Source organism: Streptomyces sp. NPDC102270, assembly GCF_044766405.1.
Taxonomy (GTDB): domain Bacteria; phylum Actinomycetota; class Actinomycetes; order Streptomycetales; family Streptomycetaceae; genus Streptomyces.
Genome location: NZ_JBIWLX010000001.1, coordinates 464,854 through 490,333, shown reverse-complemented (window position 1 = coordinate 490,333; position 25,480 = coordinate 464,854). Strand labels below are relative to the sequence as shown.

Genomic DNA, 25,480 nt, shown 5'->3' with positions numbered 1-25,480 from the left:
CAAACTCACACAGGCTGGGTGCGGTGTCCCGTGAACCGCTCCCGGAGGTCCCGTTGCCGCGCCCGTTTCCGCGCACTGTGCCGCGCCCGCGACTGCGCAGCACCGCCGCCGTGTTCACCACCATGGCTGCCCTCGCCGCCACCTCCCTCATCACCGGCCCCTCGGTCGCCGGACCCTTCTCCTCGGCGCCCTGCACCCTGGAACGCACCGGGGCCCACCACTCGGAGGGCCTGGACACCTGGAACACCGCCTATCCGCGTCCCGCCCGTGCCCTCGACGCGGTGATGGTCTTCCTGTCCTTCCCGGACGCCCCGCCGCTGACGACCCCCGCCCAGCTGACCGCCGATCACTTCCCGGCCACCACCCGCTTCTTCGAACGCGCTTCCTACGGCCGCTTCACGCTGCGCCCGCACCCGCTGCGGCACTGGATCCGGATGCCGCGTCCGTCGACGGCGTACGTCATGCAGCGCGACTGGAGTGCCGAGCACCGGGGCGCCTATCTGCGGGACGCGCTCGCCGCGGCGGACGGCCAGGTCGACTTCTCGCGCTACGACGTCGTCTACTTCGTCGCCGACCCGGACGCGCCCGGCGTCGACTCGGACGCCACGAAGGTCGTCAACCTGGATGTGCCGCTGCGGGCCGACCGCACGGACATCCGCCGGGTCGTCACGGTCTTCGAGAAGCACCCGCCGGACCGTCTGGTGCTGGCCCACGAGACCGGCCACGTCTTCGACCTGCCGGACCTCTACCACCGGCCGATGGACGGCAAGGGCGACTGGGACACCTACGTCGGCGACTGGGACCTGATGGGCAGCCAGTTCGGACTGGCCCCCGATCTGTTCGCCTGGCACAAGTGGAAGCTGGGCTGGCTGGAGCGGCGGCAGGTGGTGTGCGTACGGGGGCCGAAGCCGGTGCGGCTGACGCTGGAGCCGGTGGCGGTCGGGCCCGACCGCGCCGGGATCTTCGGGCTCGGGCGCGGCACGAAGCTCGCGGTCGTGCGCACCGGGGCCGACAGCGCGCTCGCCTTCGAGGCGCGCGCGGCGGTGGGCAACGACGCGGCGGTCTGCCGGCAGGGCGTGCTCATCTACCGCGTCCACAGCGGCGCGGCGTCCGGCGGCGGCCCGATCGAGGTGATCGACGCCCACCCCCGCACGGAGGCCTGCTGGGAGAACTCGGTCTACCCACCCCTCGCAGACGCCCCCGTCGACGTCGGCGAGAGTTTCAGGGTGCCGGGGGAGAACGTCCGGCTGACGGTGACGGGACGGACGACGACGGGGGCGTGGGGCGTGGAGATCGGGGTCGGATAACCGGCGGACACGCGAAAGGCTCCTCGCTGCTGCGAGGGGCCTTACCGTGTCGTGCGCCGCCAGGGACTCGAACCCCGGACCCGCTGATGCTGTGTCTCCCGGGGGCAACCCCCGGACCCCCGGCCGCGCTGCCGTGCCGTCGTCAAAAGAGAAGGCCCCCCGCACTCGCGAGAGGCCTTCACTGTCTGTGCGCCGCCAGGGACTCGAACCCCGGACCCGCTGATTAAGAGTCAGCTGCTCTAACCAACTGAGCTAGCGGCGCCTGCTGACGTCGTAGACCTTAGCATCCTGATCGGCTGGGGGAAAAATCGATATCCGTACGGCGGTGCGGGCCGCGCGGACGGCTGCCCAGAGCAGGATTTCCGGGCCCGGCAGCCAGGGGTGACGGGTGTCCGGGGCGACCAGCCAGCGGGAGGTCAGTGCCGATTTCGCGGCGCTCAGCGGGGGCGGCACGGTCACCGCATCGCCGGCGCCGTGGCACAGCAGCGGCGGAATCGCCGCCGTACGGCCGCACTCCTCCCACCGCAGCAGGGACGGCAGCCGCTGTGCCGTGCCCGGGGCCGCGAAGAGCAGCATCCGGCCCCGGAGCGTCGCCACCGGGCCCGAGCCCGGTCCCTCGTCCCACAGCCGGTCGAGCATCCGGCGTCCGAACATCGTGGGGGCGCTGACCACGTCGAAGGCGGTGCCGCAGGGCAGGACGACCGGGGCGGCGGGCCGCTCGTCCCACAACGACAGGGTGCTGCGCGGGTACGCCCCCGCCGAGGCGAGCCAGGCCGCGCCGTCCGCGGTGACGCCGGAGACGTCGAAGCGGTCCGAGAAGGGTTCGTCGCGAGTGCTCATGCCGCCTACATCTACCGGCTGTGAGCGGGCCGTTCCGCAGGGTTGCGGGAAATCGGGACAGGAGTGGGCGGGGAGGGGTATCTTGCCCGCCTGGCATATGCCAGGGATCGTTTACGGGCTCACACGGGGTCGGCGTGCCCCGCTCCGCCCTCCGCGCCGCGCAGCAGATCCCGGCCGAACTCGACCATCTTCTTCGCGTAGTCCTCGGTCCACTCGGCACGCTCGGCGATGTCCGCCGTCGTGAGCCGGTCGAAGCGCCGGGGGTCGGCCAGCTGGGCCGCCGCCATCGCCTGGAACTCCACGGCGCGGTCCGCCGCCGCGCGGAAGGCGTGCGCCAGCTCGGTGGACCGGGTCAGCAGCGCCCGCGGGTCGTCGATCGACTCCAGATCGAAGAAGTGCTCCGGGTCCTCGGCCACCTGTGTGGGCTCGAACAGCAGGGGCGCGGGGCGCAGCCGCGGCTCGTTCCGACGCGGCGTGGGCTCCGCCATGTCTTCATCCTCCTCGTACCTCGTCCGTACCGACGGCCCGCCGATGCATGGGCCACCGTCCATTGTCCCGCGCCCGTGCAAGAGGGCGGGACGCCTGCGGCCGTACCAAGGTCTACGGCCCGCGCGATGTTCCCGCTCACGGTCTCCCGCGACCGCGCAGGACACCGGTCAGGGTCGCCACGGCACGCGATGCTCCGCCAGCCGCGCCAGTACCGGGTGGTTGGCCTCCCAGCCGTCCGGGGCTGTAGCCATCGGCCGCCTCCGCGGCGTGGCGGACTCCGTCCGGCGGTGGGGCGGTGCTGAGCGGGCGCCTGTTGGTCAGGGGGCCGGGCGCGTCGATCACGGTCGCCACGCGACGCGATGCTCCGCCAGTCGCGCCAGTACCGCGTGGTTGGCCTCCCAGCCGTCCGGGAACTTCACCAGGGTGCCCAGCTGGACCGGTTCCGTGGACGGGTAGTCGTCCAGCAGGTCGCTCACGCCCGCCCGGCACACCACGACGCACGCGTGGCGGTGGCGGGAGGTCAGGACGCACAGGCGGCCCGTCTCCAGGTGGAAGGCGGTGGCGTCGGGGCGGCCGGAGAGCGGGTGGAGGATCACCGTGACGTCGTACTCGCGGCCCTGGAGACGGTTCGCCGTGTCGACGGTGACCTGGGTGACGCCGAGGTCGGTCAGCGCCGCGCGGACCGCAGCCGCCTGGTCCCGGTGCGCCGTGCCCACCGCGATACGGTCGGCGGTCAGCGGCGCGGGATCCGGTGAGCGCTCCGACGTGGCCGCCCCACCCCGGTCCAGCAGCCGCCGTACGACGGCCGCGACGGCCCGCACCGCCTCGGGGTCCGTGCGGGGAGTGTGCCGTGCGGGCAGCTCCAGCAGGCCCCAGCCGGACTCCGCCGCGGCGTCGATCACCCGGTCGGGGCCCGAGCCGTCCGAGGGGACGCCGAAGGTGAGCCTGCGGTCGTCGTGGCCGGTGCCGCTGCGGAAGGGTGTGTACGGGTAGAAGGCGTCCGAGACCAGGGGCGCGGCCGAGGCGGGGAGCCGCCAGGACACCGGCAGGCGGTGCTGCGGCAGCTCGGGGTTGTGGGCCAGCAGGGTCGTCACCGCCGAGGCCGAGGGGTCGTACGACAGCCCCGCCCACTGCTCGCTGCCCACGATCGCGAACGGATCCAGCTGCCCCGGGTCGCCCACGAACAGCGCCCGCTCGAACAGGCCCGCCACCGCCAGCAGCGCGTCGGAGCGCATCTGGTACGCCTCGTCCACGATCGCGTGCGCCCACGGCTCGTCGGCCTTCACATGCCCCCATTTGGCGGCCGTGGAGATCACGACGGGCAGCCCGGTCAGATCCCCCGCCTTCGCCGACTTGCGTACGTTCGCCAACGCGTCCAGCGCCTTGTCGTACGGGTCGGCGTCGCTGCTGTGCAGCCGCCCCACCGGCAGCTCGGGGTTCTTCTCGGCGAGCCGCAGGACCAGGTCGTCGACCTGGGCGTTGGTCTGCGCGACCACCATCAACGGGCGTCCCGCATCGGCCAGTTCGAGTGCCGCGCGGACCACCAGGGTGGACTTGCCCGCGCCGGGCGGGGAGTCGACGACGACACCGCGGTGAATGCCCTGCAGGGTGTCGTCGAGGATCGCGTCGGTGGCCCGCGCGGCCTCGGCACCGGGGTCGAAGGCCCGGTGGTCCCGGGGGGCCTGGGTGGTCACAGCACGTCCTCCGGGGTCATGGGATCGGCGGTCTCCGGCACGGCCTCACCGGGCGGCCCGCCGTGCGTCCAGGGAGTGTCCTCAGGGTCGGGCAGCTTCGCGCCGCCGCGCTGCTCGTGCTCGAAGAGCGTGAAGCACAGCCGGTCGCCCTTCTCGGGGACGGACCCGGTCTCCGGCTCCTTGCCGCGGCCCATCTTGTCGAGGATCTTGAGGACGACCAGCGCGCCCTCCTCCTCGGACCCCACGAACTCGGCCGACTGCGGCTTGCCGCCCAGCGAGCGGTACACCTTGGCCCGCTCGCCCAGATGCGGCCGGTCGTCGGTCCGCACGGTCACCAGCGGGCGCGGGCTCGGCCGCTTGCCCTCGCTGTACGTCATCACGACGTCCGTGACCTCCCCGGCGAACGCCTCACCGGCCAGCCGCCGCCCCGCCATCACCAGCGGGTCGTCGAGTGCCTCCTGCGCCTCGAGGCGGGCCTGTTCGCGCTCGCGCGCGGCGAGCTTGTTGGCGGCGGTGACCGCGTCGTCGCGGCGCGGCTGCGGGGGCTCGCCCGCTACGACCCGGTCGCGGTGGCTCGTGAACGACCAGCGGTCGCGCGTCCACCGCTCCTCGACATGGGCCCCCTCGGGCAGCGCCCGCAGCAGGTCCACGCCTCGCCACACCGCGTCCCAGGTGGGGCGGGTGTGACTCGCGACGAGTGCGCGGATCTCCCGCTCGGCGGCGGTGAGCGCGCCGAGCCGGTCGTCGGCCTCCAGTCCGTCCTCGGCGGCGGCGAGGGCGGTCCGTGCGCGGTCGTAGCGCTCCAGGGCCGGGGCGAGCACCTTGTTGTCGAACGCAGGGTCGGTGGCGGGGCCGGCGGGCGGATGCAGCAGCTGGCCGCGCTCGTCCCGGGCGAGCTCGGCCTCCAGGGCGGCCTCGGCGCCCGAGCGGCCCTCGGGCGGGTCGATCCAGGCCAGCAGCGCGCCCAGGTGCTGGTCCTCCAGCGTGGACTGGCCGGTGGACCAGTGCCGGGCCAGCACGTCCGTCATCGCCAGCAGCAGTGAGGAGCCCGGCACCCGGGCCCGCTCCCCGAAGTGGGTCAGCCACCGGCCCAGCAACGGCACCCGGGGCGGGGCCGGGTACGGGGTCTCCGGGTCCTGCTCCGCCGTGCGCCGAAAGCGCATGGAGCGCCCGAGCAGCCGTACCAGATCGATGCCCGCGCGGCTCGGCAGGATCAGCTGCGGGGCGTCCGCGCACAGTTCGACCTCGACCTTGACCCGCTTGCCGGTCTCCGGATCGGTCTCGTTGCGCTCGGCGGCCTCCACCGACTCGGCGTACCCGTCGACGTACGGAAGCACGATGTCCGCCAGCTCGGCCAGGAACGCGAACCGGAGGTCACGGTCCCTGGGCTGCGGTACGACCAGGAGGTGCGGGGCGTCCCGGTCGGTTCCGACGAGCGCGCCGAGCGGGGCACCGGCCTCGCCCGCGGTGGTGAGCGGGACCAGGACGAGGGGGTGGTCGGAGAGATGCCGGTGACGGACGGTGGCGGCGGGCTGGGCGCGGCCGGTGCTGACGGCTTCCAGCCGGGCGAGCGTCGTGATCAGTGACACGGGGGCTCCTCGTGACGCGGGGCCGTGGCGAGGCCGCGAGCGGGCGTGACGTGGGGCGGGGCCGCGGGGGCCCGGCGCCGAGGCGCACTCACCGCGCGGCACCCCCCGGCACCGCGTCCAGCGCTTCGGCACGCAGCTCGGCGGCTCTGCGCAGAGCCGCCACGGCCGGGTCGTCCGGGTCCCCGGCCTCGCCGCGGGCCGCCGCCAGCACGTCCTCCACCGTCGTCAGACCGCCCAGCTCCGCGCGCACCGAGCGGCCCAGGGAGGTCACCGCGCCGGCCGCGCGGGAGCGGTCGCGGCAGTGGAAGGCCAGTTCGCACGCGGACAGGCACTCGGGGGCGTAGGTCGCCGGGACCGACTCGACCGCGGCGGTCAGCTCGGCGGCGGGCAGGTCGGGTGCGAAGCAGGTGCCGTCGGGCAGGGCGTCGGCGATGTCCTGGATGCGGGTGAGACGGGCCAGCTGACGGGCGGTGACCGCGCGCTGCTTGCGGATGTCGACGGCCGAGGCGGTGGGCAGGTTGGAGAAGTCCTTGGGGCACACCAGGAGGACCCGGTGGCGGACCCTCGGAGCCGGTTCCAGGCGGGCGGCGACCTCCTCCAGCGCGAGGACGTACACCGCGGCCTGGCGGGCGGCGGCGCCCACCTTCGAGGGGTCCGCCGAACCGTCCAGCATCGGGAAGGACTTGATCTCCACGACCGTCCAACTGCCGTCCGGGTGCACCACCACGGCGTCCGGCTCCAGGAAGGCGGCGGAGCCGGCCACGTCGAGCGCGAGCATGGGGTGGTCGAGCAGCGTCCACCCCTGGGTCCCGGCGGCCTCACGCAGGGCCAGTGCCGTGCGCGCGGTACGGCCCTCGGGGCCGATCGCGGTGAGGTCGGGCACGTGGGCCCCGGTGGGCGGTTCGGCGCTGCGGTCCAGCCGCTCATGCACCAGCCGCAACAGCTCCGCGCCGCCGTCCGCCTTGACCTTCGCCTCGAAGGCGTTGCCCCGGGTCAGAGCGAACTGCGACTGCCCGAAGGCGGACGGCGCACCCAGCGCGTCGGCCAGTGCCGTCTTGTTCACCCCGGCGCCGTCGAGGATCGCGCGCCGCTTGCACCCGGGGTTCGCGGCGAGGGCGGCCAGGGCACGCGCGTCCAGTGCCTTGGCCGGTACCTCGGGGCCGCGCAGCTCAGCGAGCCGCTGCCGCAGCGCCGTCCCCCGCGTCCGTGGGAGCGGCACCGGGCTCGGCTCCGCCCGGGAAGCGTGACTCGCGCTGCCGTGGAATGTGCTCACCCGCGGAAGTCTGGCATCCGCCACTGACAATTGAGGGCTCTGTGCGCCGGGAGGCGCCGGATACGGTGGCCATCCGGGCCCGGACACCCTCCGTGGCCCGTTCCGCGGCCCGGCTGACGTACGGCGCGAGCAGGAACCCGAGGCCCATCACCACCGCGCCCGCGACCGCGTCGAGGAAGTAGTGGTTCGCGGTGCCCATGACCACGATCGTGGTGATCAGCGGGTAGGCGACGGCCGCGGCCCTCGTCGTACGCGTCGTGCCGTAGCGCCACAGCATCACACCGCACCACAGCGCCCAGCCGACGTGCAGGCTGGGCATGGCCGCGTACTGGTTCGTCATGCCGCCCATGCCGCGAGGGGCGCTCGCCTCGCCGCCCCACCAGCCGTAAGAGCTGTACTGGGCCATGGTGTCGACGAAGCCGTGGCTCGCCGAGAGGAGGCGGGGCGGGCAGGTCGGCAGCAGGGTGAAGCCGATCAGGCCCATGAACGTGGACGTCATCAGCCAGGTGCGGGCCGCGCGGTAGTGCACGGCATGCGAGCGGAAGAGCCAGATCAGGACGGCCGGTGTGACCAGGTAGTGCAGCGAGGCGTACCAGAAGTCGGCCGGTACGCCGAGCCAGGTCTGGCTGGTGAAGAGCCGGTTGAGCGGGTGCTCGGCGTTGAGGTACAGGACCTTCTCGACCTTGAGGATCGCCAGTCCGTGGTCGACGGCGCCCGTGACGTCGCCCCTGGCGAGGAGCCGTCCGGCGCTGTAGCAGGCGTACACCAACAGGATCAGGGGCAGCTCGGTCCACCAGCGCAGCCGCGTCTCCGGGACTGCCTCGGTGCCTGGTGTCTCGGTCAGCGGCATCCGATCCTGTCCCCCTTCGTTTCGCGCGGCGTCCGGCCGTCCTTGTCCGGGGGTGCCACTTTACGGCGTATGTGCGGGCCCCTGTGGAGTGCCCCCACGCAGCGCCTTCGGTCCACGAAGACGCTGAGAACGCCCGTCGGGTTGCCCTCCCACAGGGTGCGCGATGATGGAGGCGTTCCGCCTCCGCTTTCCCCCGGAAAGGTTTCTCCATGGCACCGCGCATCCTGCTGGCCCGGCACGGACAGACCGAGTGGTCGCTGTCCGGCAAGCACACCGGCAGGACCGACGTGCCGCTCCTGGAGGAGGGCCGGCGGGGCGCCAAGCTGCTCGGCGAGCGGCTGCACCGGCCCCCGTACGACGGCCTTCCCGGGGCGGAGATACGCACCAGCCCGCTGGTACGCGCGCGTGAGACCTGCGAACTCGCCGGGTTCGGGGAGCGGGCGGCCACCTGGGACGCGCTCATGGAGTGGGACTACGGCGCGTACGAGGGCATGACCCCGGAGGAGATCCAGGCGGTGCGTCCGGGCTGGCTGATCTGGCGCGACGGGGTGCCGGACGGTGAGTCCCTCGACGAGGTCACCGCGCGCGCGGACGAGGTCGTCGCGTGGGCGCGCGCCGCCGACCGCGATGTGCTGGTGTTCGCGCACGGGCACATCCTGCGGTCCATCGGGGCGCGGTGGCTGGGGCTGCCGATCGATTTCGCGGCGCGGGTGCGACTGAATCCGACGTCCCTTTCGGTTCTGGGCTGGGCTTATGGAGAGCCGGCGATCGAGAGCTGGAACGACGTGGGCCATCTGGGGTCGTAGTACAGCTGGGCAGGCCGTCACCGCACCCACTCAGGGGCGCGGGGCTGTGTCGATGTGCGGCTACCGCCGCGCGGACGCGACCAGCCCCCACCGGCTCCCGGCCGAACGAAAACCCGCTCACGCGGTCCTCGGCGTCGACGCATGGCGTTCCAGGAACGCCGACACCCCCGAAGCCCGCCGGTGAGGCGACAGCACCCTCGCCGTCGCCGCCAGCATCGTGCGGATGCGGGACGACTGGACCTCGCCCAGCAGCTCCAGCACCCGCAGCCCCGCCGCCGCGCCCTCGTCGGGGTGGCCGCCGCGGGCCAGGTCGTCGGCGAGTTCGGCCGTGTACAGCGCGATGTTGCGGGTGAAGTGCGGGTCCTGGAGATGCGCCGCGCGGCGCGCGTACCGGGCGGCCCGGCGCCAGTCGCCCAGCGTGGACCAGCACTGCGCCTCCAGGCCCGCGAGCTCCGCCTCGCCGTAGAAGCTCATCCACTCGGGGTCGGCGTCCGAGAGGCCTCGCTCGAAGTAGGCCTGCGCGCGGGCGAGGGCCTGCTCGCACCCGGTCCGGTCGGCGAGCCCCGCCCAGCCGCCCGCCTCGCGCAGCGCGAGCAGCGACATGAGCCGGGCCGAACCCAGCGGCCGGGCGACCCGTTGCGCGGCCTGCGCGGCCCGCACCGCCTCCCGTGGCCGTCCCGCGTCGCGCGCGAGGAAGGCGGTGTTGCAGAAGGCGTGTGCCTCCAGGGCGTCGTCACCGGTCACCCGGGCGGTCGCGAGCGCCTCCGCGTAGTGCGAGCGGGCGTCGTCGAACCGTCCGGAGTCGTGCGCGAGCCAGCCCACCGAGATGGCGAGTTCGCCCGCGCCCGAGTGCAGCCGCTCGGCGGTCGTCTGCCGGGTCGCGCCGGCGTCCAGGAGCGCGTAGGCGGCGCGCAGTGGAGCCGCCGCGCGCTGGTACAGGCCGTCCGCGCCGTGCCGGTCGTCGAGCAACCGGATTCTGCGCACGGCTTCTTCCAGGGCACCCGCCTCGCCCGCCCCGACGCGGCGGACCGGCCGTCCGGCGGCCGCGGCGTCGAGAGCGAGCCCGATGGGGCCCAGTGAGGCGGCGGCGACCGTGGCGCCCCCGCCGGTCATGAATGCGCGACGCAGCACGTCGCTCTCCTCGTAGTTGTCGTACGTCTCGTCGGGATCCTGCGCGTCTTGCGTGTCCTGCGTGTCATACGGCTCGTACGTCCCCTCTGTCTCACTCGTGGTGCGCGCCCGGCGTCCGCGTACGGTGGCGCGGGAGGCGAAGCCCAGGTCGGTGAGCGTGCGGCCGGGAAACATGTGCAGGAACACCCGTTCGTACGCGTAGTTGGGGCAGCGGATCTCGCCCGCCTCGACGCGGCCCACATAGCGCGCGTCGCAGCTGACGCTCTCGCCGATCTCGCGCGCGGCCCGTCGCACCATCGCGGCGAACTCGGCCGGCGAGCGCTGTCCGCGCAGGCGCCGGAACGCGAGGTTCGGCTGCGGTGGTGTGGGGGACTGGGACGAGGTCACCGATGACGACGCCATGGCCGGGTCCTCTCGTGCGAACCGTCGAACCATGCCGGAGGTGGGGCGAGTTGACTGGTTTGTCAGTGTGACGTCCTGTTTCCGGCGGGCAAGAACGTACCTGTTGTGTCCGGGTCGCCATGCGAGGTTTGGCTACAAACCGGATATCTCCTCCGGGATCCGCCATGAACTGCCATCCTTTGCGGCGGACTTCTGCCGTTGCCGTTGACACGGGTGCGCGTTGAATCTCTCGGAGTCGGACGAGGGTTCCTTGGTGGAGGCCGCGATGGAGATCAGCCAGAGCGTCAATCCCTGTACGCCGGTGTCGTGCGACGTGGTCACGGTGCCGACGCGACACGGCCTGGAGGCCGTCGACATCCTGCGACGGGGGGTGGGTGAAGGGGTCGGACCCGTGCTGCACGACGACGGAGGCCAGACCTTGGGGTTCCTGGTGCCGCCGGGGACGGCGGCGGGCTGGGACGTACCGGGAAGCACGTGCACGGAGACCGACGGCCGGGGTCTGCGACTGGCACCGGAGCCTCCGGTGGCGGGGTCGGACTGGCTGCTGCCACCGGGAGACGCCGACCTGGCGACGGACCCGGCAGTGCTGCGGGCGGCACTGGACGAGGCGGCGAGACTGATCGAGGCCGCGGACAACTGCCGTTGACCGGCGCCTGCCGACCCGCACCGGCCCGCGGGCGCGAGACGGCCCCGCGCCGCCGATAATGGCGTAGTGGGTAAGTCGAAGAACGCTCGCCGTGGGAACGCGGCCCCCGAATCCGTCGTGGAACCCGTCGACGGCGGTCTCGCGGAGCTCATCCCCGACCGCGAGCGCACACACGCGTGGACGCTGCTCGTCGACGGCGCACCGCAGTCCCACGTCGACCTGGACGACCCGACCCACCTCTCCTTCGAGTACCAGCGCAGACTCGGCCACGTCATCGACCTCGCCGCGCTCCCCGGCAAGCCCGTGCACGCCGTACACCTCGGCGGCGGCGCGTTCACCCTCGCCCGGTATCTCGCCGCCACCCGCCCCCGCTCCACCCAGCAGATCGTCGAGCGGGACGCGGCCCTGGTCCAACTCGTCAGGCGGAAGCTCCCCCTGGAGCCGGCCGCGCGGATACGGGTGCGGTCCGTCGACGCCCGCGAAGGACTCGCCAAGGTCGCCGACGGATGGGCCGACCTCGTCATAGCCGATGTGTTCAGCGGAGCGAGGACCCCGGCACATCTCACCTCCACCGAGTTCCTCGACGAGGTCCGAAGGGCGCTCAGGCCGGGCGGCTGCTACGCCGCCAACCTCGCCGACGGACCGCCGCTCGCCCATCTCCGCGGCCAGATCGCCACCGTCGCCGCCCGCTTCCCCGATCTCGCCCTGGTGGCCGACCCGACGGTCCTGCGCGGCAAACGCTTCGGCAACGCCGTCCTGGTCGCCTCCGACAGCCCCCTGCCGGTCGCGGAACTGACCCGCCGCGCCGCCTCCGACCCGCACCCCGGCCGCGTCGAACACGGCAAGGCGCTCCTCGACTTCACCGGCGGCGCCGTACCCGTGACGGACGCCGAGGCGGTGGCCTCCCCGGCGCCGCCCGCGTCCGTGTTCAGATGACCGGGTGAGTCAGTAGGTGCCGATCTCCACCCGCGGCGGGCCGTCGTGCCAGGTGCAGAACACCGATACCCGGTCCGCGCCGGAGGCGAACTCCACCCGGATCCACGACTCCGTCTTCCACACCTGCATCGACCACCCCGTGCCCGGCGTCGCGGACACCAGGGTCGCCGACTTCTCGCCCAGGTCGAAGACCGCGCGGCCGCCGTCGGTGTCGTAGCTCCTGACGTGACCGGAGGCGGTGGGGGAAGGGCTCTTCGAGGGGGCCGGACTCGCGGTCGTGGCGCTCGGCGTCGGTGAGGGGCGCCTCGACGGGGTCGCCCGTCCGGTCCGCGTCGGCGTCGGTGACACCAGCGGCTTCGACTCCTGCGTGGTCGCGTCGGCCGCCGTGATCGGCAGCGCGCGCGGCGGATCGTAGGCCGTGCCCGCCATGACCGTGTGGACACCCCACCACGACAGCGTGACCGCCGCGCCCGTGGCGAGCGTCCAAGCCAGTACGTGTACGAGTCCTCTGCGCATCGCCCGCCATACTGCCTCACGCATCCCACCGGCCGCACACGGACTGAGTTGTCCACAGGCCCCGACCACGCTCGCCCGAATCGCGTACGGTGCGGCGCATGGCAAGTGTGCTCGTGGTCGAGGACGACCAGTTCGTTCGCTCGGCGCTCATCCGGCACCTGACCGACGCGGCCCACACCGTGCGCAGCGTCGGGACGGCGCTGGAGGCGCTGCGCGAGGTCGCCCATTTCCGTTTCGACGTGGTCGTCCTGGACCTCGGACTGCCCGATCTGGACGGGTCCGAGGCCCTGAAGATGCTGCGCGGGATCACCGACGTCCCGGTCATCATCGCCACCGCCCGGGACGACGAGACGGAGATCGTCCGCCTGTTGAACGCGGGGGCGGACGACTACCTCACCAAGCCCTTCTCGGTCGAGCACCTCTCCGCCCGGATGGCCGCCGTCCTACGACGGTCCCGGGCCGCCGGAGGTGACGCGCCGTCCGAGACCGTGCTGCGCGTCGGCGGCCTGAGCGTCGACCCGCTGCGCCGCCAGGCCGAGCTGGACGGCGTCCGACTCGACCTCACCCGCCGCGAGTTCGACCTGCTCGCCTTCCTGGCCGCCCGCCCCGGAGTGGTCGTGCCCCGCAAGGAACTCCTCGCCGAGGTCTGGCAGCAGTCCTACGGCGACGACCAGACGATCGACGTCCATCTGTCCTGGCTCAGGCGCAAGTTGGGCGAGACGGCCGCGCGGCCCCGCTATCTGCACACCCTGCGGGGCGTCGGCGTGAAGCTGGAACCACCGGGCGGGGGGCTGCCGCTGTGAGATGGGCTCTGGTCAAGGTCTGTCTGGCGGTCACCACCATGGTCGTGGTCGCCTTCGCCGTTCCGCTCGGTCTCGTCATCAAGGAGATGGCCCGGGACCGCGCGTTCTCCAACGCCGAGCGGCAGGCGGCCGCCGTCGCCCCGGCCCTGTCCATCACCACCGACCGCGACCAGCTGGAGCGGGTCGTCGCCTCCGCGGGCTCGGACTCCGGGATGGCCGTCCACATACCGGCGAGCGCGGGCCAGCGGGGCGTGGACATCGGACGGCAGCGGGCCGCCGCCGACGACATCGCCACCGTGCGCAGGCTGGGCCGCGCCTCCACCAGCGAGGTGCCCGGCGGCTCCACCCTGCTGCAGCCGGTCGCGCTCAGCTCCGGCGAGATAGCCGTCGTCGAGGTGTACGTCCCCGAGTCCGAGGTGAGCAACGGCGTCGCGACCGCCTGGGCGGTCCTCGCGGGCGTCGGCATCGCCCTGGTGGTCGGCTCGGTCGCGGTCGCCGACCGGCTCGGCGTACGGATGGTGCAGCCCGCGCAGAAACTCGTCGAGGGCGCCCATGAGCTGGGGGAGGGGAAGCTGGGCGCCAGGGTGCCGGAGGAGGGGCCGACCGAACTCAGGCTGGCGGCGGTCGCGTTCAACTCCATGGCCGACCAGGTCGTCCAACTGCTGGCGAACGAAAGGGAACTGGCCGCCGATCTGTCCCACCGGCTGCGCACCCCGCTGACCGTGTTGCGGCTCAACGCGGCCTCGCTCGGGGACGGTCCGGCCGCCGAGCAGACCCGGGCGGCGGTCGCGCAACTGGAGCGCGAGGTCGACACCATCATCCGCACCGCCCGGGAGGCCAAGCCGCAGACCGCGGCCGCCGGGCCCGGCGCGGGGTGCGACGCGGCCGAGGTGGTCCGGGAGCGGATGGGGTTCTGGTCCGCGCTCGCCGAGGACGAGGGCCGCAAGTGGCGGGTGGCCGGCACCGAGCGGCCGGTGCGCATACCCGTGGCCCGTGCCGACCTCGTGGCCGCCCTCGACGCCCTGCTCGGCAACGTCTTCCGGCACACCCCGGAGGGCACGGCCTTCGCGGTCGACGTGCACAACGGCGAGGACGCGGTGATCGTGCTCGTCTCCGACGCGGGCCCCGGCATCCGCGACCCCGAGGCCGCCATGGCACGCGGGCGGGGGTCCGGCAGCACCGGGTCGACCGGGCTCGGGCTCGACATCGTGCGGCGGCTCGCCGAGGCGACCGGCGGGGACGTACGCATCGGGTCGTCGGTGCTCGGCGGCACCGAGGTGCGGATCTGGATCCAGCTGAACGAGCGGGAACCGGTACGCCGCGGACACCGGGTGCGCAGACGCCGCACCGGCAGATTGGTCTCGACCTTTAACCGGCCCCGATCCCATCCTTAAGCGCGCCCTAAGATCCTCAACGCCCGTCCTGATCAGGTCATTTGCCCGATTCCGGATCGCTAGCGTGCCACGCCATGAGCATGCACAAGCGCAGAGTGAACGGCAGGAACAAGGCGATCGGCGGGGTGGTCGCCGCCGCTGTGGTGGGGACCGGAGCGGTCCTGTTGAGCGGTACCGCCCAAGCGGCCGGGATCGGCGCCGCGTACACGAGGACGAGCGACTGGTCGACGGGATACACCGCGCAGTACGTCGTCACCAACAACAGCGGTGCGGCCCAGAAGGACTGGAAGCTGGAGTTCGACCTGCCGGGCGGCTCAACGCTCGGTTCCCTGTGGAACGGGGAGGCCGACGTGAGCGGGCGGCATGTGCTGGTGAAGCCGCCCCGGTGGGACACCGACGGGCTGGCCGCCGGGGAGTCGGTCACGGTCGGGTTCGTGGTGGGCGGCACGGGCGATCCCACGGGCTGTCTCATCGACAACGGCGACTGCTCCACCGGCCACAGCGGCACACCCACACCCACGCCCAGCTCCACACCCACGCCCAGTTCCACACCCACACCTACGCCGACACCTACGCCCACCCCCACCAAGGGCACCGGCACCGGCACCGGCGCCGGCTTCGCCCCCTACGTCGACACCTCCCTCTACCCCGCCTTCGACCTCCTCGCCACCGCCGACACCACCGGCGTCAAGGACTACACCCTCGCCTTCGTCACCGACGGCGGCGGCTGCACCCCCAAGTGGGGCGGGGTCACCGATCTGGCGAGCGACGCCGTGGCCCGGCAGATCGGCGCGCTGCGGGCGAAGGGCGGTGACGTCCGGGCCTCCTTCGGCGGTGCCTCCGGCTCCGAGCTGGCCACGACCTGCTCCTCGGCGGACGCGCTGGCGGCGGCGTACGGCAAGGTCGTGGATGCGTACGGCCTCACCAAGGTCGACTTCGACGTGGAGGGCGGGGCGCTGCCGAACACGGCCGCGAACACCCGGCGGGCGCAGGCGATCGCGAAGCTCCAGTCGCAGCACGCGGGACTGGATGTCTCCTACACGCTCCCGGTGATGCCCGAGGGCCTCACCCAGGACGGCGTCGACCTGCTCGCGAACGCCAAGTCGCACGGCGTGAAGATCGACACCGTCAACATCATGGCGATGGACTACGGGCCCTCGTACAGCGGAGACATGGGCACCTACGCCGAGCAGGCCGCCACCGCCACCCAGGCGCAGGTCAAGGGTGTCCTCGGGCTGTCCGACAGCGCGGCCTGGAACGCGGTCGCCGTGACGCCCATGATCGGGGTCAACGACGTGGCCTCGGAGATCTTCAAGGTCGAGGACGCCACCCAGCTCGTGACGTTCGCCAGGGCGAAGGGGCTGGGCGGGCTGTCGATGTGGTCCGCGACCCGGGACAAGCAGTGCCCCGGGGGCGCGAAGCCCTCCGCCGACGCGAGCTGCAGCTCGATCGTCCAGGACGCGTCAGCCTTCACGAAGGCCTTCGCCGCCTACAAGTGAGTCCGACGGCTGAACCCGTCGGCGACGAGGCTCCTGGGTCACCGGTAGGCAGGGATGTCGGTCACGTTTCGACAAATCGGGTCGATAGCTATTGACGCATGACCTGACATAACGCTGTCATTGCGCCACCGTGTTCGGTCAAGTTGGTTTCTGGTCGATTACGACTGGTCTCCGAATCCCTCCATGACCGGACCCCTGCCTTCAGGAGCCGTACATGCGTGATCTCTCGTCTTCCCTCCCTTCGCCCAGCCGTCGTGGTGTGCTCAAGGGGGTGGGTGGTGCCGCCCTCCTCGGCGCGGGTATACCGTTGCTGTCCGCCTGTGGCAGCAGCGGCAGCTCCAGCGACCCGAAGACCGTGAGTCTGGGGTCGAACGCGTCGGACGCGGTGCCGAAGAAGGCGTTCGCCGAGATCTACGCGTCCTTCAAGAAGCAGTCCGGGATCACGGTCGACGTGAACACCAAGGACCACAACACGTTCCAGGAGCAGATCAACTCCTACCTCCAGGGCACGCCGGACGACGTGTTCAACTGGTTCGCCGGCTACCGGATGCAGTTCTTCGCCGCGAAGAACCTCGCCTCCCCGATCGACGACGTGTGGGACAAGATCGGCGGCAACTTCCCGGACGCCATGAAGAAGCTGTCCAAGGGCGCGGACGGCAAGTACTACTTCGTGCCGCTGTACACGTACCCGTGGGCGCTCTTCTACCGCAAGAGCGTCTTCAAGCAGCACGGCTACGAGGTTCCGACCACGTGGGACCAGCTGGTCGCCCTGTCCAAGCAGATGAAGAAGGACGGTCTGGTCCCGATCGCGTTCGGTGACAAGGACGCCTGGCCGGCGATGGGCACCTTCGACCAGATCAACTTCCGCCTCAACGGCTACGACTTCCACGTCGAGCTGATGGCGGGCAAGGCCGCGTGGACCGACGCCAAGGTCAAGGCCGTCTTCGACCACTGGGCCGAGCTGCTGCCCTACCACCAGGACGGTTTCATGGGCCGTACCTGGCAGGACGCCGCCCAGACGCTGGTGTCCAAGAAGGCCGGCATGTACCTGCTGGGCTCGTTCGTGGCACAGCAGTTCACCAACAAGGCGGACCTGGACGACCTGGACTTCTTCGCCTTCCCGGAGATCAACTCCGCGTACGGGCAGGACACCGTGGAGGCGCCCACCGACGGCTTCATGGTCTCCAAGGCGCCGAAGAACAAGGCCGGCGTCACCAAGCTGCTCGAGTACCTGGGCACCCCGGCGGCGGAGCAGATCTACCTCAAGGCCGACTCCAGCGTGGTGGCCGCCTCCAGCAAGGCCGACACCTCCTCCTACACGCCGCTGCAGAAGAAGGCGTACGAGATGATCTCGGGTGCCAAGAGCCTGACCCAGTTCATGGACCGCGACTCGCGCCCCGACTTCACCTCGACGGTGATGCAGCCCGCGCTGCAGAAGTTCCTGCAGAACCCCAAGGGCGTGGACAGTCTGCTGTCCTCGATCGAACGCCAGAAGAAGACGATCTTCGCGTCCGGCTGAGCTGAGCGACTACATGACTACCGACACGAACATGAAGAGCCCGGAGGCGGCCGCCGTGCCGCCTTCGGGCCCCGCGCCGGTCAGCAAGCGGGTCCCGCGGGGGCACCGGCGGCTGCTGACCCGCCGTGACCGCATCACGCTCGGCTTCATGGCCGGCGTGCCCACGATCCTGCACGTGGCCCTGGTCTGGGTCACCGCGCTGGCCTCGATCGCCCTGGCCTTCACCAGCTGGGACGGCATCGGCTTCGGCTCCATCAAGTGGGTCGGCCTGGACAACTTCAAGCAACTGTTCAGCGACAACCCGCAGTTCTGGCCCGCCGTCGAGCACAACGTCATCTGGTTCGTCGTGCTCATCCTGATCCCCACGCCGTTCGGCCTGTTCCTGGCCGTGCAGCTGGACAAGAACATCCGCTTCTCCCGGGTCTACCAGACGGCGTTCTTCCTGCCCGTCGTGGTCTCCCTCGCGGTGACCGGGTTCGTGTGGCAGCTGGTCTACAACCCCGACACCGGGCTGATCAACAGCCTGATCGGGGCCAACAAGCCCGGCCACTACATCGACTGGATCGGCGATCCGCACCTGAACCTGTGGGCGGTGCTGATCGCCGCGTCCTGGCGACACACCGGCTACATGATGATCCTGTACCTGGCCGGGCTGAAGGGCGTGGACCCCTCGCTGCGGGAGGCGTCCTCGCTGGACGGCGCGAACGAGTGGCAGACGTTCAAGAACGTCATCTTCCCGACCCTGCGCCCCACCAACACCGTCGTCCTGGTCGTCACCATCATCGAGGCGCTGCGCGCCTTCGACCTGGTGTTCGTCTTCAACAAGGGTGCCCAGGGCACCGAGCTGCTGTCGATCCTGATCACCAACAACATCATCGGTGAGTCCAGCCGGATCGGTTACGGCTCGGCGATCGCCGTGGTCCTGCTGGTCATCTCCCTCGCGGTCATCATTCCCTACCTGATCGCCACCTTCCGGAAGGAGCGGCAGGCATGAGCACCCTGAGCGCCGCCGCGCCCGCCACCACCGCCACGTCGGCCAAGCAGCGCACTCCGCTGCGCCCGGCCCGGGTCCTGCTGCACGTGTTCCTGGCCGGCACCGCGCTGGCCTGGCTCGCCCCGCTGCTGTGGGCGGTCTTCGCGGCCCTGCGCCCCTACAGCGAGACCAGCAACAAGGGCTATGTCTCCTGGCCCGACACCCTCAACTTCGACAACTTCAAGAACGCCTTCACCCAGTCCGACATGCTCCACTACTTCGGCAACACGCTGCTCATCGCGGTCCCGGCCGTGCTGATCACCCTGCTGCTGTCGTCGATGGTCGCGTTCTACGTCTCCCGGTTCGACTTCCGCCTCAACATCGCGCTGCTGCTCGTCTTCACCGCGGGCAACCTGCTGCCGCAGCAGGTCATCATCACCCCGCTGTACCGCATGTACCTGCTCATCGACCTGCCCGGCATCACCATGAGCGGCAAGCTCTACGACTCCGCCCTGGGCCTGGTCCTCATCCACGTCGCCTTCCAGTCCGGGTTCTGCGCCTTCGTCCTGTCCAACTACATGCGCATGCTCCCGCACGAGCTGACCGAGGCCGCCCTGGTCGACGGCGCCTCGGTGTGGCGGATGTACTGGCAGATCGTGCTGCCGCTGTGCAAGCCCGCGATGGCGGCCCTGGGGACGTTGCTGTCCATCTGGATCTACAACGACTTCTTCTGGGCCATCGTGCTGATCTCCACCGGCGAGAACATGCCGATCACCTCGGCTCTGAACAACCTCTCCGGCCAGTACTTCACCGACCCCAACCTGGTAGCCGCCGGCGCCCTGCTCACCGCGATCCCCACCCTGATCGTGTACTTCGTGCTCCAGCGCCAGTTCGTCAGCGGACTGACCCTCGGCGCCAACAAGGGCTGACCGCCCTCACCTGAGAGAGAACCTCCGTGCCCCACCCCTTCACCCCGCTCGCCTCCGTGCCCGTGGACCCCGGCAGGGCCCGCGTCCACGAGGAGGGCTGGCAGTCCTGGAGCCCCAGCGGCGCGTACGCCCTCGGCGACAAGCCGTACCGCCCGACGAACGGCAACTGGGCGACGGTCTGCTACCGGCCGGGCGTCACCGTCCCCGAAGGCGCCTTCCAGGGCGAGGGCCTGCTGGCGCTCGACCCGGGCGACGGATCGCCGGTACGGCTGTGGGCGGCGGCGGACCCGCCGCACGAGGTGCCGTCGATCCGGCTGGTCGCCGAGGGCTCCGTGGCGGAGGTCTCCGCCGACGGCGCGGTGAAGGAGTTCACGGGGACGGACATCCAGTCGGTGCTGGCCGAGTGGGCCGCCGGACTCGGGGTCGAGGCCCCCCGCCCGGCGCCCACCGTCTGGTGCTCCTGGTACGAGTACTTCACGAGCGTCACCGAGGACGACATCCACGAGAACCTCCGTGCGATGGACACCCTCGACCTGCCCGTCGACGTCGTCCAGATCGACGACGGCTACCAGAAGGCCCTAGGCGACTGGCTCACCCTCTCGGGCCGCTTCCGCTCCCGCGCGGGCATCGCCGACGCGATCCGCGCGCGGGGCCGCCGCGCCGGCATCTGGACGGCCCCCTTCCTGGTCGACCCGGCCAGTGACCTGGCCGCCGAGCACCCCGACTGGCTGGTCGAGGACCTCGACGGAGGCTTCCTGCACGCCGGCCGCAACTGGGGCCACGACCTGTGCGTCCTGGACACCACCCACCCCGAGGCGGCGGAGTACCTCGCGTCGGTCTTCCGGACCCTGGTGTCCGAGGGCTACGACTACTTCAAGGTCGACTTCCTGTACGCGGGGGCGCTGGAAGGCGCACGGCATTCCTCCGCGGACGCGCTCACGGCGTACCGCTCCGCGATCGAGCTGATCCGCGAGGCCATCGGCGCGGACGCCTGTCTGCTCGGCTGCGGAGCGCCCGTCCTGCCCTCCATCGGCCTGTTCGACGCGATGCGGGTCAGCCCCGACACGGCCCCGCACCGGCGCCCCGAGGCCGACGACTACAGCCAGCCCGGCCAGGACCCGGCCGAGTTCACCGGCGTCGGCCGCCAGTGGCAGCACGGCCGGCTCTGGGTCAACGACCCCGACTGCCTGATGGCCCGCCCGGCCGTGGAGACCCGCGAGCGCTGGGCGGCCCACGTGGAGGCGACGGGCGGTCTCATGGCCTCCAGCGACCGCCTGCTCTCCCTCGACCAGTGGGGCGTGGAGACAACGCGCCGCCTTCTCACAGGAGTTGACCGATGATCCCGCAGGGCATCGCCTACGGCGGCGACTACAACCCGGAGCAGTGGCCCGAGGAGGTGTGGGCCGAGGACGTACGCCTCATGCGCGAGGCGGGCGTCACCATGGTCAGCGTCAACATCTTCGCGTGGGCGCTCCTCGAACCCCGCGAGGGCGAGTACGACTTCACGCGCCTCGACAAGATCCTCGCCCTGCTCCACGACAACGGCATCGCCGCCGACCTGGCCACTCCGACGGCGGCCCCGCCGGCCTGGTTCTTCCGGGCCCACCCGGAGGCGCTGCCGGTCGACAAGGACGGCAGGAGACTGTCGTACGGCAGCCGCCAGACGTTCTGCCCCTCCAGCCCCGCCTACCGGGAGGCCGCCCTGCGGATCGCCCGGGTGCTGGGGGAGCGGTACGCCGACCACCCCGCCGTGGTGATGTGGCACATCCACAACGAGTACGGCTGCCACAACGCGGAGTGCTACTGCGAGGTGAGCGCGGCATCCTTCCGGCGCTGGCTGCGTGAGCGCTACGGCGACCTGGACGCCCTCAACCACGCTTGGGGCACCACCTTCTGGAGCCAGTGGTACTACGACTGGGACGAGATCATCCCGCCCCGCGCCACCGGTGCCGTGCCCAACCCGACCCACCAGCTGGACTGGCGGCGCTTCTGCAGCGACGAGCTGCTGGCGCTGTACAAGGCGGAGCGGGAGGTGCTGCGGGAGGCCGCGCCCTCGGTGCCGGCCACCACCAACTTCATGGTGATGTTCGCCTTCGACGCGCTCGACTACTGGCGCTGGGCACCGGAGCTGGACATCGTCTCCAACGACCACTACCTGCGCTCCACCGACCCCGAGTCGCAGATCGACATCGCGCTCAGCGGCGATCTGGTGCGTTCGCTGGCGGGCGGCCCGTGGCTGCTCATGGAGCACTCGACGGGCGCGGTGAACTGGCAGCCGGTCAACAGGGCGAAGACTGCTGGTGAGTTGCGCCGGAACGCCTTGGGGCACGTCGCCCGGGGTGCCGACGGCATCGCCTACTTCCAGTGGCGGGCCGCGAAGGCGGGCGCCGAACAGTGGCACTCGGCGATGCTGCCGCACGCGGGCACGGACAGCCAGATCTGGCGTGACGTGGTGGCGCTGGGCGCGGATCTGAAGGCGCTGGCGCAGGTGCGGGGCAGCACCAGCCCCGCCTCGGTCGCCGTCGTCTGGGACTGGAACGCCCGCTGGGCCCTGGAACTCCCCTCCCAGCCCAGCGAGTCGGTCCACTACCTCGACCTGGTCCGGGCCTGGTACGAGCCGCTGTGGCGCTCCGGCGTGGCCGTGGACTTCGTGCACCCCGCGGCGGACCTGTCGCGCTACCGGCTCGTCCTCGCCCCCGCCCTGTACCTGGTCGACGACGAGAGCGCCGAGAACCTGACCGGCTTCGCCTCGCGCGGCGGAACGCTCGTCGTCGGCTTCCACAGCGGGGCCGTCGACGCCAACTGCCATGTCCGCCTGGGCGGTTACCCGGGCGCCTTCCGCGAGGCACTCGGCGTCAGCACGGACGAACTCTTCCCGCTGCTGCCCGGCGAGACGGTCACCCTCGACGACGGCGGTACGGCGTCACTGTGGTCGGAGCGAGTGCGCCTGGCCGGCGCGGACGCCGTGACCTCTTACGCCGACGGCCCCCTGTCCGGCGTCCCCGCGGTGACCCGGCACACCTACGGCGAGGGCGTGGCCTGGTACCTGGCCACCCACCCGGACCCCGGCACCCTCGCCGCCCTGCTGGACCGCGTCCGCGCGGAAGCGGGCGTGGAGCCGGTGCGTCGGACACCGGAGGGAGTGGAGGCGGTGCTGCGCCGGGGCGAGGACGCGGACTACCTCTTCCTGATCAACCACGGTGAACGGCACGCCGAGGTGCAAGTGGCCCCGTCGTCAACCGAGTTGCTGAGCGGGAAGAGCGTCGACGGCGGCCGGGTGACGGTGACGCCGGGCGACGTGGTGGTCGTACGGGAAGCACGCTGACCCGATCAGCCCCGCGGTGAGACCGCAGGGGCGCGGCACCCCCCTCGGATGCCGCGCCCCTTCCCCGTCCCCCGTCTCCATGGTGGCTACCGGATGCTGTGGACCTCCGGGAGCGTGCCCGTGCGGGCCGCCCTGCCGTACCAGAGGGCGCTGGACTTGGGTGTCCGTTCCAGCGTGGTGTAGTCGACGTAGACCGCGCCGAAGCGCTTCTCGTAGCCGTACGCCCACTCGAAGTTGTCCAGCAGGGACCACAGGTAGTAGCCGCGGACGTCCGCGCCGTCGGCGATCGCGCGGCGGACCGCGGCGAGGTGGCCGTGCAGGTAGGCGATCCGCTCGGGGTCGTGGACACGGCCGTCGGGGTCGGGCTTGTCGTCGTAGGCCGCGCCGTTCTCCGTGATGTACAGCGGCAGACCCGGCGCCTCGCGGGTGTAGCGCATGATCAGGTCGTGCAGGCCCGTCGGGTCGATCGTCCAGCCCATCTCCGTGCGCTCGCCGGGGGTCTGGTGGAACGTGACGTCGTCCGCGCCGGGCCACGGGGAGTGCGCGCTGCTGCCGTGCCCGTCGGCGCGCGGCCCGCTGGTGTCCGCATCGGCGGACGACACCAGGGCCGGCGTGTAGTAGTTGAGGCCCAGCGCGTCCAAGGGCTGGTTGATCAGGGCGAGGTCGCCGTCCTCGACGAACGACCAGTCCGTGATCAGCTCCGTCGCCGTGAACAGCGTCTGCGGATACGCGCCGTGCAGGATCGGCCCGTGGAAGACCCCGTTGGCCAGGTCGTCGATCTTCTGCGCCGCCGCCAGGTCCGCCGCGTCCTGCGAGAAGGGCCGGACGACCGAGGAGTTGAGGCTGAGCGCCACCGAATTGCGGGCCGGCATCGAGGCGCGCAGGGCCGACGTGCCCAGGCCGTGCGCCAGGTTCAGCGTGTGCGCCGCCCGCAGTGAGGCCGCGGGGTCGGTACGGCCCGGCGCGTGCACCCCGGAGGCGTAGCCCAGGAAGGCCGCGCACCAGGGCTCGTTGAGGGTGATCCACTGCTCGACCCGGTCGCCGAGTGCCTCCCCCACGATCTGCGCGTACTCGGCGAAGCGGTACGCGGTGTCGCGCTCCGGCCAGCCGCCCGCGTCCTCCAGCTCCTGGGGCAGGTCCCAGTGGTAGAGCGTCACGGCCGGCTTGATGCCGTGCGCGAGGAGCTCGTCCACCAGCCGGCGGTAGAAGTCCAGACCCCGCTGGACCGCGGGGCCGCGGCCGGTCGGCTGCACCCGGGACCAGGAGACCGAGAAGCGGTACGCCGTCAGGCCCAGGTCGGCCATGAGCGCCACGTCGTCGCGGTAGCGGTGGTAGTGGTCGACAGCGATGTCACCGTGGTCGCCGCCGGCCGTCTTGCCCGGGGTATGGCTGAAGGTGTCCCAGATGGAGGGCGTACGGCCGTCCTCCCGCACCGCCCCCTCGATCTGGTAGGCGGAGGTCGCGGCGCCCCACAAAAAGGCGGGGGGAAAGGTCACCGGGGTCACCGGCGTAGCGGACTCAAGCATGGAAGCGCTCCCATTGGAGGTCGTGAGACCTACTGGTAGAGGGGGAGGGGAGGGGATGGGAAGGGCCGAGGCGACGGTGCCCCGGCCCCCTGCAGCGAGATCCCCAAGACGTACGAGGTCAGCCCTTCACGGCACCCTGCATGATGCCGCCGACGATCTGCTTGCCGAAGATCGCGAAGACCAGCAGCAGCGGCAGCGTGCCGAGCAGCGCACCCGCCATGATCAGGGACTGGTCCGGCGTGTAGCCGCGGCCGAGCTGTGCGACCGCGACCTGCACGGTCGGGTTGCCGTTCTGGGTCAGCACCAGGAACGGCCACAGGAAGTCGTTCCACGTCTGCACGAACATCAGCATGCCGAGGACGGCCATCGCCGGCCGGGCGGCGGGGAACACGACGTGCCACACCACCCGCCAGCTGCTCGCACCGTCCACCCGGGCCGCCTCGATGATCTCGTCCGGCAGCGCCTGGATCAGGTACTGCCGCATGAAGAACACCCCGAACGCGCTCACCAGCGACGGGAGGATCACCGCCTGGAGCTGGTCCGTCCAGTCGAGCTTGGCGACCATCATGTACAGCGGGATGACGCTGAGCTGCGGCGGCACCATCATCGTGCCGATGACGATCAGCATCATCGCGCCGCGGCCCTTGAAGCGCAGCTTGGCGAAGGCGAACCCGGCGATCGTGGACAGGAAGACGATGGTCAGCGCCGACACACCCGCCACGAACGTGGTGTTGATGAACGCCTCGCCCAGGTTGGCGTCGTTCCAGGCGATGTCGAGATTGTGGAAGAGGTTGCCGCCGAACCAGAACGGCGGCGGGGTCTGCGCCAGCCGCTGGTTGTCGCGCGAGGCGGCGATCGCCGTCCACACCAGCGGCAGCAGCGAGCCGATGGTGAACAGGGCGAGGATGACGTACGCGATGGGCCCCGCGTGCATCTGCCCGCCCGCACGGGCCGACTTGGGCCGGCGTACGCGCTTCGGGGGCTGGGGATCCGCGTCCGCCGCGGGTTTCGTCAGGGTCGTCGTCACGGCCGG

The 25,480-nt window shown here is 71.6% G+C and carries 22 protein-coding genes and 1 tRNA gene; 12 read left to right on the top strand and 11 right to left on the bottom strand.

Annotated features, from left to right (window positions below; translation table 11 throughout):
- Positions 1–23: 23 nt before the first annotated feature.
- Positions 24–1,307, top strand: a complete 1,284-nt coding sequence (locus ACIRP7_RS02105; protein ID WP_403652665.1) for a M6 family metalloprotease domain-containing protein — start codon at positions 24–26, stop codon at positions 1,305–1,307.
- 188 nt (positions 1,308–1,495) lie between these two features.
- Here ACIRP7_RS02105 and ACIRP7_RS02100 read toward each other — a convergent pair.
- From ACIRP7_RS02100 to ACIRP7_RS02070, 7 genes are all read right to left on the bottom strand, one after another.
- Positions 1,496–1,569 (bottom strand) — tRNA-Lys (locus ACIRP7_RS02100).
- Positions 1,560–2,147 carry a bifunctional DNA primase/polymerase gene (locus ACIRP7_RS02095; protein ID WP_403652663.1) on the bottom strand — a complete coding sequence of 196 codons (588 nt, stop codon included), beginning with the start codon at positions 2,145–2,147 and terminating at the stop codon, positions 1,560–1,562. The genes ACIRP7_RS02100 and ACIRP7_RS02095 overlap by 10 nt, the downstream gene beginning before the upstream one ends.
- 119 nt (positions 2,148–2,266) lie before the next feature.
- Entirely contained in the window at positions 2,267–2,635 is a 369-nt protein-coding gene (locus ACIRP7_RS02090; RefSeq protein WP_403652660.1) for a hypothetical protein, read from the bottom strand.
- A gap of 339 nt (positions 2,636–2,974) precedes the next feature.
- Positions 2,975–4,330, bottom strand: coding sequence for an AAA domain-containing protein (locus tag ACIRP7_RS02085; protein ID WP_403652657.1), 1,356 nt, complete (start codon positions 4,328–4,330; stop codon positions 2,975–2,977).
- Positions 4,327–5,919 (bottom strand): hypothetical protein, encoded by a 1,593-nt coding sequence (locus ACIRP7_RS02080; protein WP_403652654.1) that lies wholly within the window; start codon positions 5,917–5,919, stop codon positions 4,327–4,329. Before ACIRP7_RS02080 ends, ACIRP7_RS02085 begins: the two co-directional genes overlap by 4 nt.
- An 88-nt stretch (positions 5,920–6,007) precedes the next feature.
- A complete protein-coding gene (locus ACIRP7_RS02075) occupies positions 6,008–7,138 on the bottom strand; it encodes a hypothetical protein (RefSeq protein WP_403652651.1) in 1,131 nt (376 codons plus the stop codon).
- Complete coding sequence (locus ACIRP7_RS02070; protein WP_403652648.1) at positions 7,089–8,042, bottom strand: phosphatase PAP2 family protein; 954 nt, start codon at positions 8,040–8,042, stop codon at positions 7,089–7,091. Before ACIRP7_RS02070 ends, ACIRP7_RS02075 begins: the two co-directional genes overlap by 50 nt.
- A gap of 209 nt (positions 8,043–8,251) precedes the next feature.
- On the opposite strand from ACIRP7_RS02070, the gene ACIRP7_RS02065 reads away from it, so the two are divergent.
- Positions 8,252–8,848 carry a histidine phosphatase family protein gene (locus ACIRP7_RS02065; RefSeq protein ID WP_403652645.1) on the top strand — a complete coding sequence of 199 codons (597 nt, stop codon included), beginning with the start codon at positions 8,252–8,254 and terminating at the stop codon, positions 8,846–8,848.
- A 117-nt stretch (positions 8,849–8,965) separates the two neighbouring features.
- Here ACIRP7_RS02065 and ACIRP7_RS02060 read toward each other — a convergent pair whose 3' ends face one another.
- On the bottom strand, positions 8,966–10,381 hold the full coding sequence (locus ACIRP7_RS02060) for a tetratricopeptide repeat protein (protein WP_403652642.1): 1,416 nt from the start codon (positions 10,379–10,381) through the stop codon (positions 8,966–8,968).
- A gap of 265 nt (positions 10,382–10,646) precedes the next feature.
- On the opposite strand from ACIRP7_RS02060, the gene ACIRP7_RS02055 reads away from it, so the two are divergent.
- On the top strand, positions 10,647–11,027 hold the full coding sequence (locus ACIRP7_RS02055) for a hypothetical protein (protein ID WP_352391327.1): 381 nt from the start codon (positions 10,647–10,649) through the stop codon (positions 11,025–11,027).
- Positions 11,028–11,093: 66 nt separating this feature from the next.
- On the top strand, positions 11,094–11,963 hold the full coding sequence (locus tag ACIRP7_RS02050; RefSeq protein WP_403652639.1) for a spermidine synthase: 870 nt from the start codon (positions 11,094–11,096) through the stop codon (positions 11,961–11,963).
- A gap of 9 nt (positions 11,964–11,972) precedes the next feature.
- On the opposite strand, the gene ACIRP7_RS02045 is transcribed toward ACIRP7_RS02050, so the two are convergent.
- Entirely contained in the window at positions 11,973–12,479 is a 507-nt protein-coding gene (locus ACIRP7_RS02045; RefSeq protein ID WP_403652636.1) for a hypothetical protein, read from the bottom strand.
- Between the two features lie 98 nt (positions 12,480–12,577).
- Here ACIRP7_RS02045 and ACIRP7_RS02040 point away from each other — a divergent pair, with 98 nt between their 5' ends.
- The 8 genes from ACIRP7_RS02040 to ACIRP7_RS02005 all read left to right on the top strand — a co-directional run bounded on the left by ACIRP7_RS02040 (position 12,578) and on the right by ACIRP7_RS02005 (position 22,921).
- A complete protein-coding gene (locus ACIRP7_RS02040; RefSeq protein WP_403652633.1) occupies positions 12,578–13,282 on the top strand; it encodes a response regulator transcription factor in 705 nt (234 codons plus the stop codon).
- On the top strand, positions 13,279–14,676 hold the full coding sequence (locus ACIRP7_RS02035; RefSeq protein ID WP_403652630.1) for an ATP-binding protein: 1,398 nt from the start codon (positions 13,279–13,281) through the stop codon (positions 14,674–14,676). Before ACIRP7_RS02040 ends, ACIRP7_RS02035 begins: the two co-directional genes overlap by 4 nt.
- A 74-nt stretch (positions 14,677–14,750) precedes the next feature.
- Positions 14,751–16,175: a cellulose binding domain-containing protein gene (locus ACIRP7_RS02030; protein WP_403652627.1), complete on the top strand. Its 1,425-nt coding sequence runs from the start codon at positions 14,751–14,753 to the stop codon at positions 16,173–16,175.
- 214 nt (positions 16,176–16,389) lie between these two features.
- Complete coding sequence (locus ACIRP7_RS02025; protein WP_403652624.1) at positions 16,390–17,694, top strand: ABC transporter substrate-binding protein; 1,305 nt, start codon at positions 16,390–16,392, stop codon at positions 17,692–17,694.
- Between the two features lie 13 nt (positions 17,695–17,707).
- On the top strand, positions 17,708–18,688 hold the full coding sequence (locus ACIRP7_RS02020; protein ID WP_393600078.1) for a carbohydrate ABC transporter permease: 981 nt from the start codon (positions 17,708–17,710) through the stop codon (positions 18,686–18,688).
- On the top strand, positions 18,685–19,596 hold the full coding sequence (locus ACIRP7_RS02015) for a carbohydrate ABC transporter permease (RefSeq protein WP_352384301.1): 912 nt from the start codon (positions 18,685–18,687) through the stop codon (positions 19,594–19,596). The genes ACIRP7_RS02020 and ACIRP7_RS02015 overlap by 4 nt, the downstream gene beginning before the upstream one ends.
- Positions 19,597–19,622: 26 nt before the next feature.
- Positions 19,623–20,936 carry a glycoside hydrolase family 36 protein gene (locus ACIRP7_RS02010; protein WP_403652618.1) on the top strand — a complete coding sequence of 438 codons (1,314 nt, stop codon included), beginning with the start codon at positions 19,623–19,625 and terminating at the stop codon, positions 20,934–20,936.
- Positions 20,933–22,921 (top strand): beta-galactosidase, encoded by a 1,989-nt coding sequence (locus tag ACIRP7_RS02005; RefSeq protein ID WP_403652615.1) that lies wholly within the window; start codon positions 20,933–20,935, stop codon positions 22,919–22,921. The genes ACIRP7_RS02010 and ACIRP7_RS02005 overlap by 4 nt, the downstream gene beginning before the upstream one ends.
- An 86-nt stretch (positions 22,922–23,007) precedes the next feature.
- Here the strand turns inward: ACIRP7_RS02005 and ACIRP7_RS02000 are convergent, their stop codons facing one another.
- Both ACIRP7_RS02000 and ACIRP7_RS01995 read right to left on the bottom strand, forming a co-directional pair.
- Positions 23,008–24,447: a GH1 family beta-glucosidase gene (locus ACIRP7_RS02000; RefSeq protein ID WP_403652612.1), complete on the bottom strand. Its 1,440-nt coding sequence runs from the start codon at positions 24,445–24,447 to the stop codon at positions 23,008–23,010.
- Positions 24,448–24,565: 118 nt separating this feature from the next.
- On the bottom strand, positions 24,566–25,474 hold the full coding sequence (locus ACIRP7_RS01995; RefSeq protein WP_403392582.1) for a carbohydrate ABC transporter permease: 909 nt from the start codon (positions 25,472–25,474) through the stop codon (positions 24,566–24,568).
- Between the last annotated feature and the right edge of the window lie 6 nt (positions 25,475–25,480).

Coding starts and splice junctions, on each gene's coding strand:
- ACIRP7_RS02095 (WP_403652663.1), bottom strand. CDS start 2,147: ATGAGCACTCGCGACGAACCCTTCTCGGACCGCTTCGACGTCTCCGGC.
- ACIRP7_RS02090 (WP_403652660.1), bottom strand. CDS start 2,635: ATGGCGGAGCCCACGCCGCGTCGGAACGAGCCGCGGCTGCGCCCCGCG.
- ACIRP7_RS02070 (WP_403652648.1), bottom strand. CDS start 8,042: ATGCCGCTGACCGAGACACCAGGCACCGAGGCAGTCCCGGAGACGCGG.
- ACIRP7_RS02065 (WP_403652645.1), top strand. CDS start 8,252: ATGGCACCGCGCATCCTGCTGGCCCGGCACGGACAGACCGAGTGGTCG.
- ACIRP7_RS02060 (WP_403652642.1), bottom strand. CDS start 10,381: ATGGCGTCGTCATCGGTGACCTCGTCCCAGTCCCCCACACCACCGCAG.
- ACIRP7_RS02055 (WP_352391327.1), top strand. CDS start 10,647: ATGGAGATCAGCCAGAGCGTCAATCCCTGTACGCCGGTGTCGTGCGAC.
- ACIRP7_RS02045 (WP_403652636.1), bottom strand. CDS start 12,479: ATGCGCAGAGGACTCGTACACGTACTGGCTTGGACGCTCGCCACGGGC.
- ACIRP7_RS02040 (WP_403652633.1), top strand. CDS start 12,578: ATGGCAAGTGTGCTCGTGGTCGAGGACGACCAGTTCGTTCGCTCGGCG.
- ACIRP7_RS02030 (WP_403652627.1), top strand. CDS start 14,751: ATGAGCATGCACAAGCGCAGAGTGAACGGCAGGAACAAGGCGATCGGC.
- ACIRP7_RS02025 (WP_403652624.1), top strand. CDS start 16,390: ATGCGTGATCTCTCGTCTTCCCTCCCTTCGCCCAGCCGTCGTGGTGTG.
- ACIRP7_RS02020 (WP_393600078.1), top strand. CDS start 17,708: ATGACTACCGACACGAACATGAAGAGCCCGGAGGCGGCCGCCGTGCCG.
- ACIRP7_RS02015 (WP_352384301.1), top strand. CDS start 18,685: ATGAGCACCCTGAGCGCCGCCGCGCCCGCCACCACCGCCACGTCGGCC.
- ACIRP7_RS02005 (WP_403652615.1), top strand. CDS start 20,933: ATGATCCCGCAGGGCATCGCCTACGGCGGCGACTACAACCCGGAGCAG.
- ACIRP7_RS02000 (WP_403652612.1), bottom strand. CDS start 24,447: ATGCTTGAGTCCGCTACGCCGGTGACCCCGGTGACCTTTCCCCCCGCC.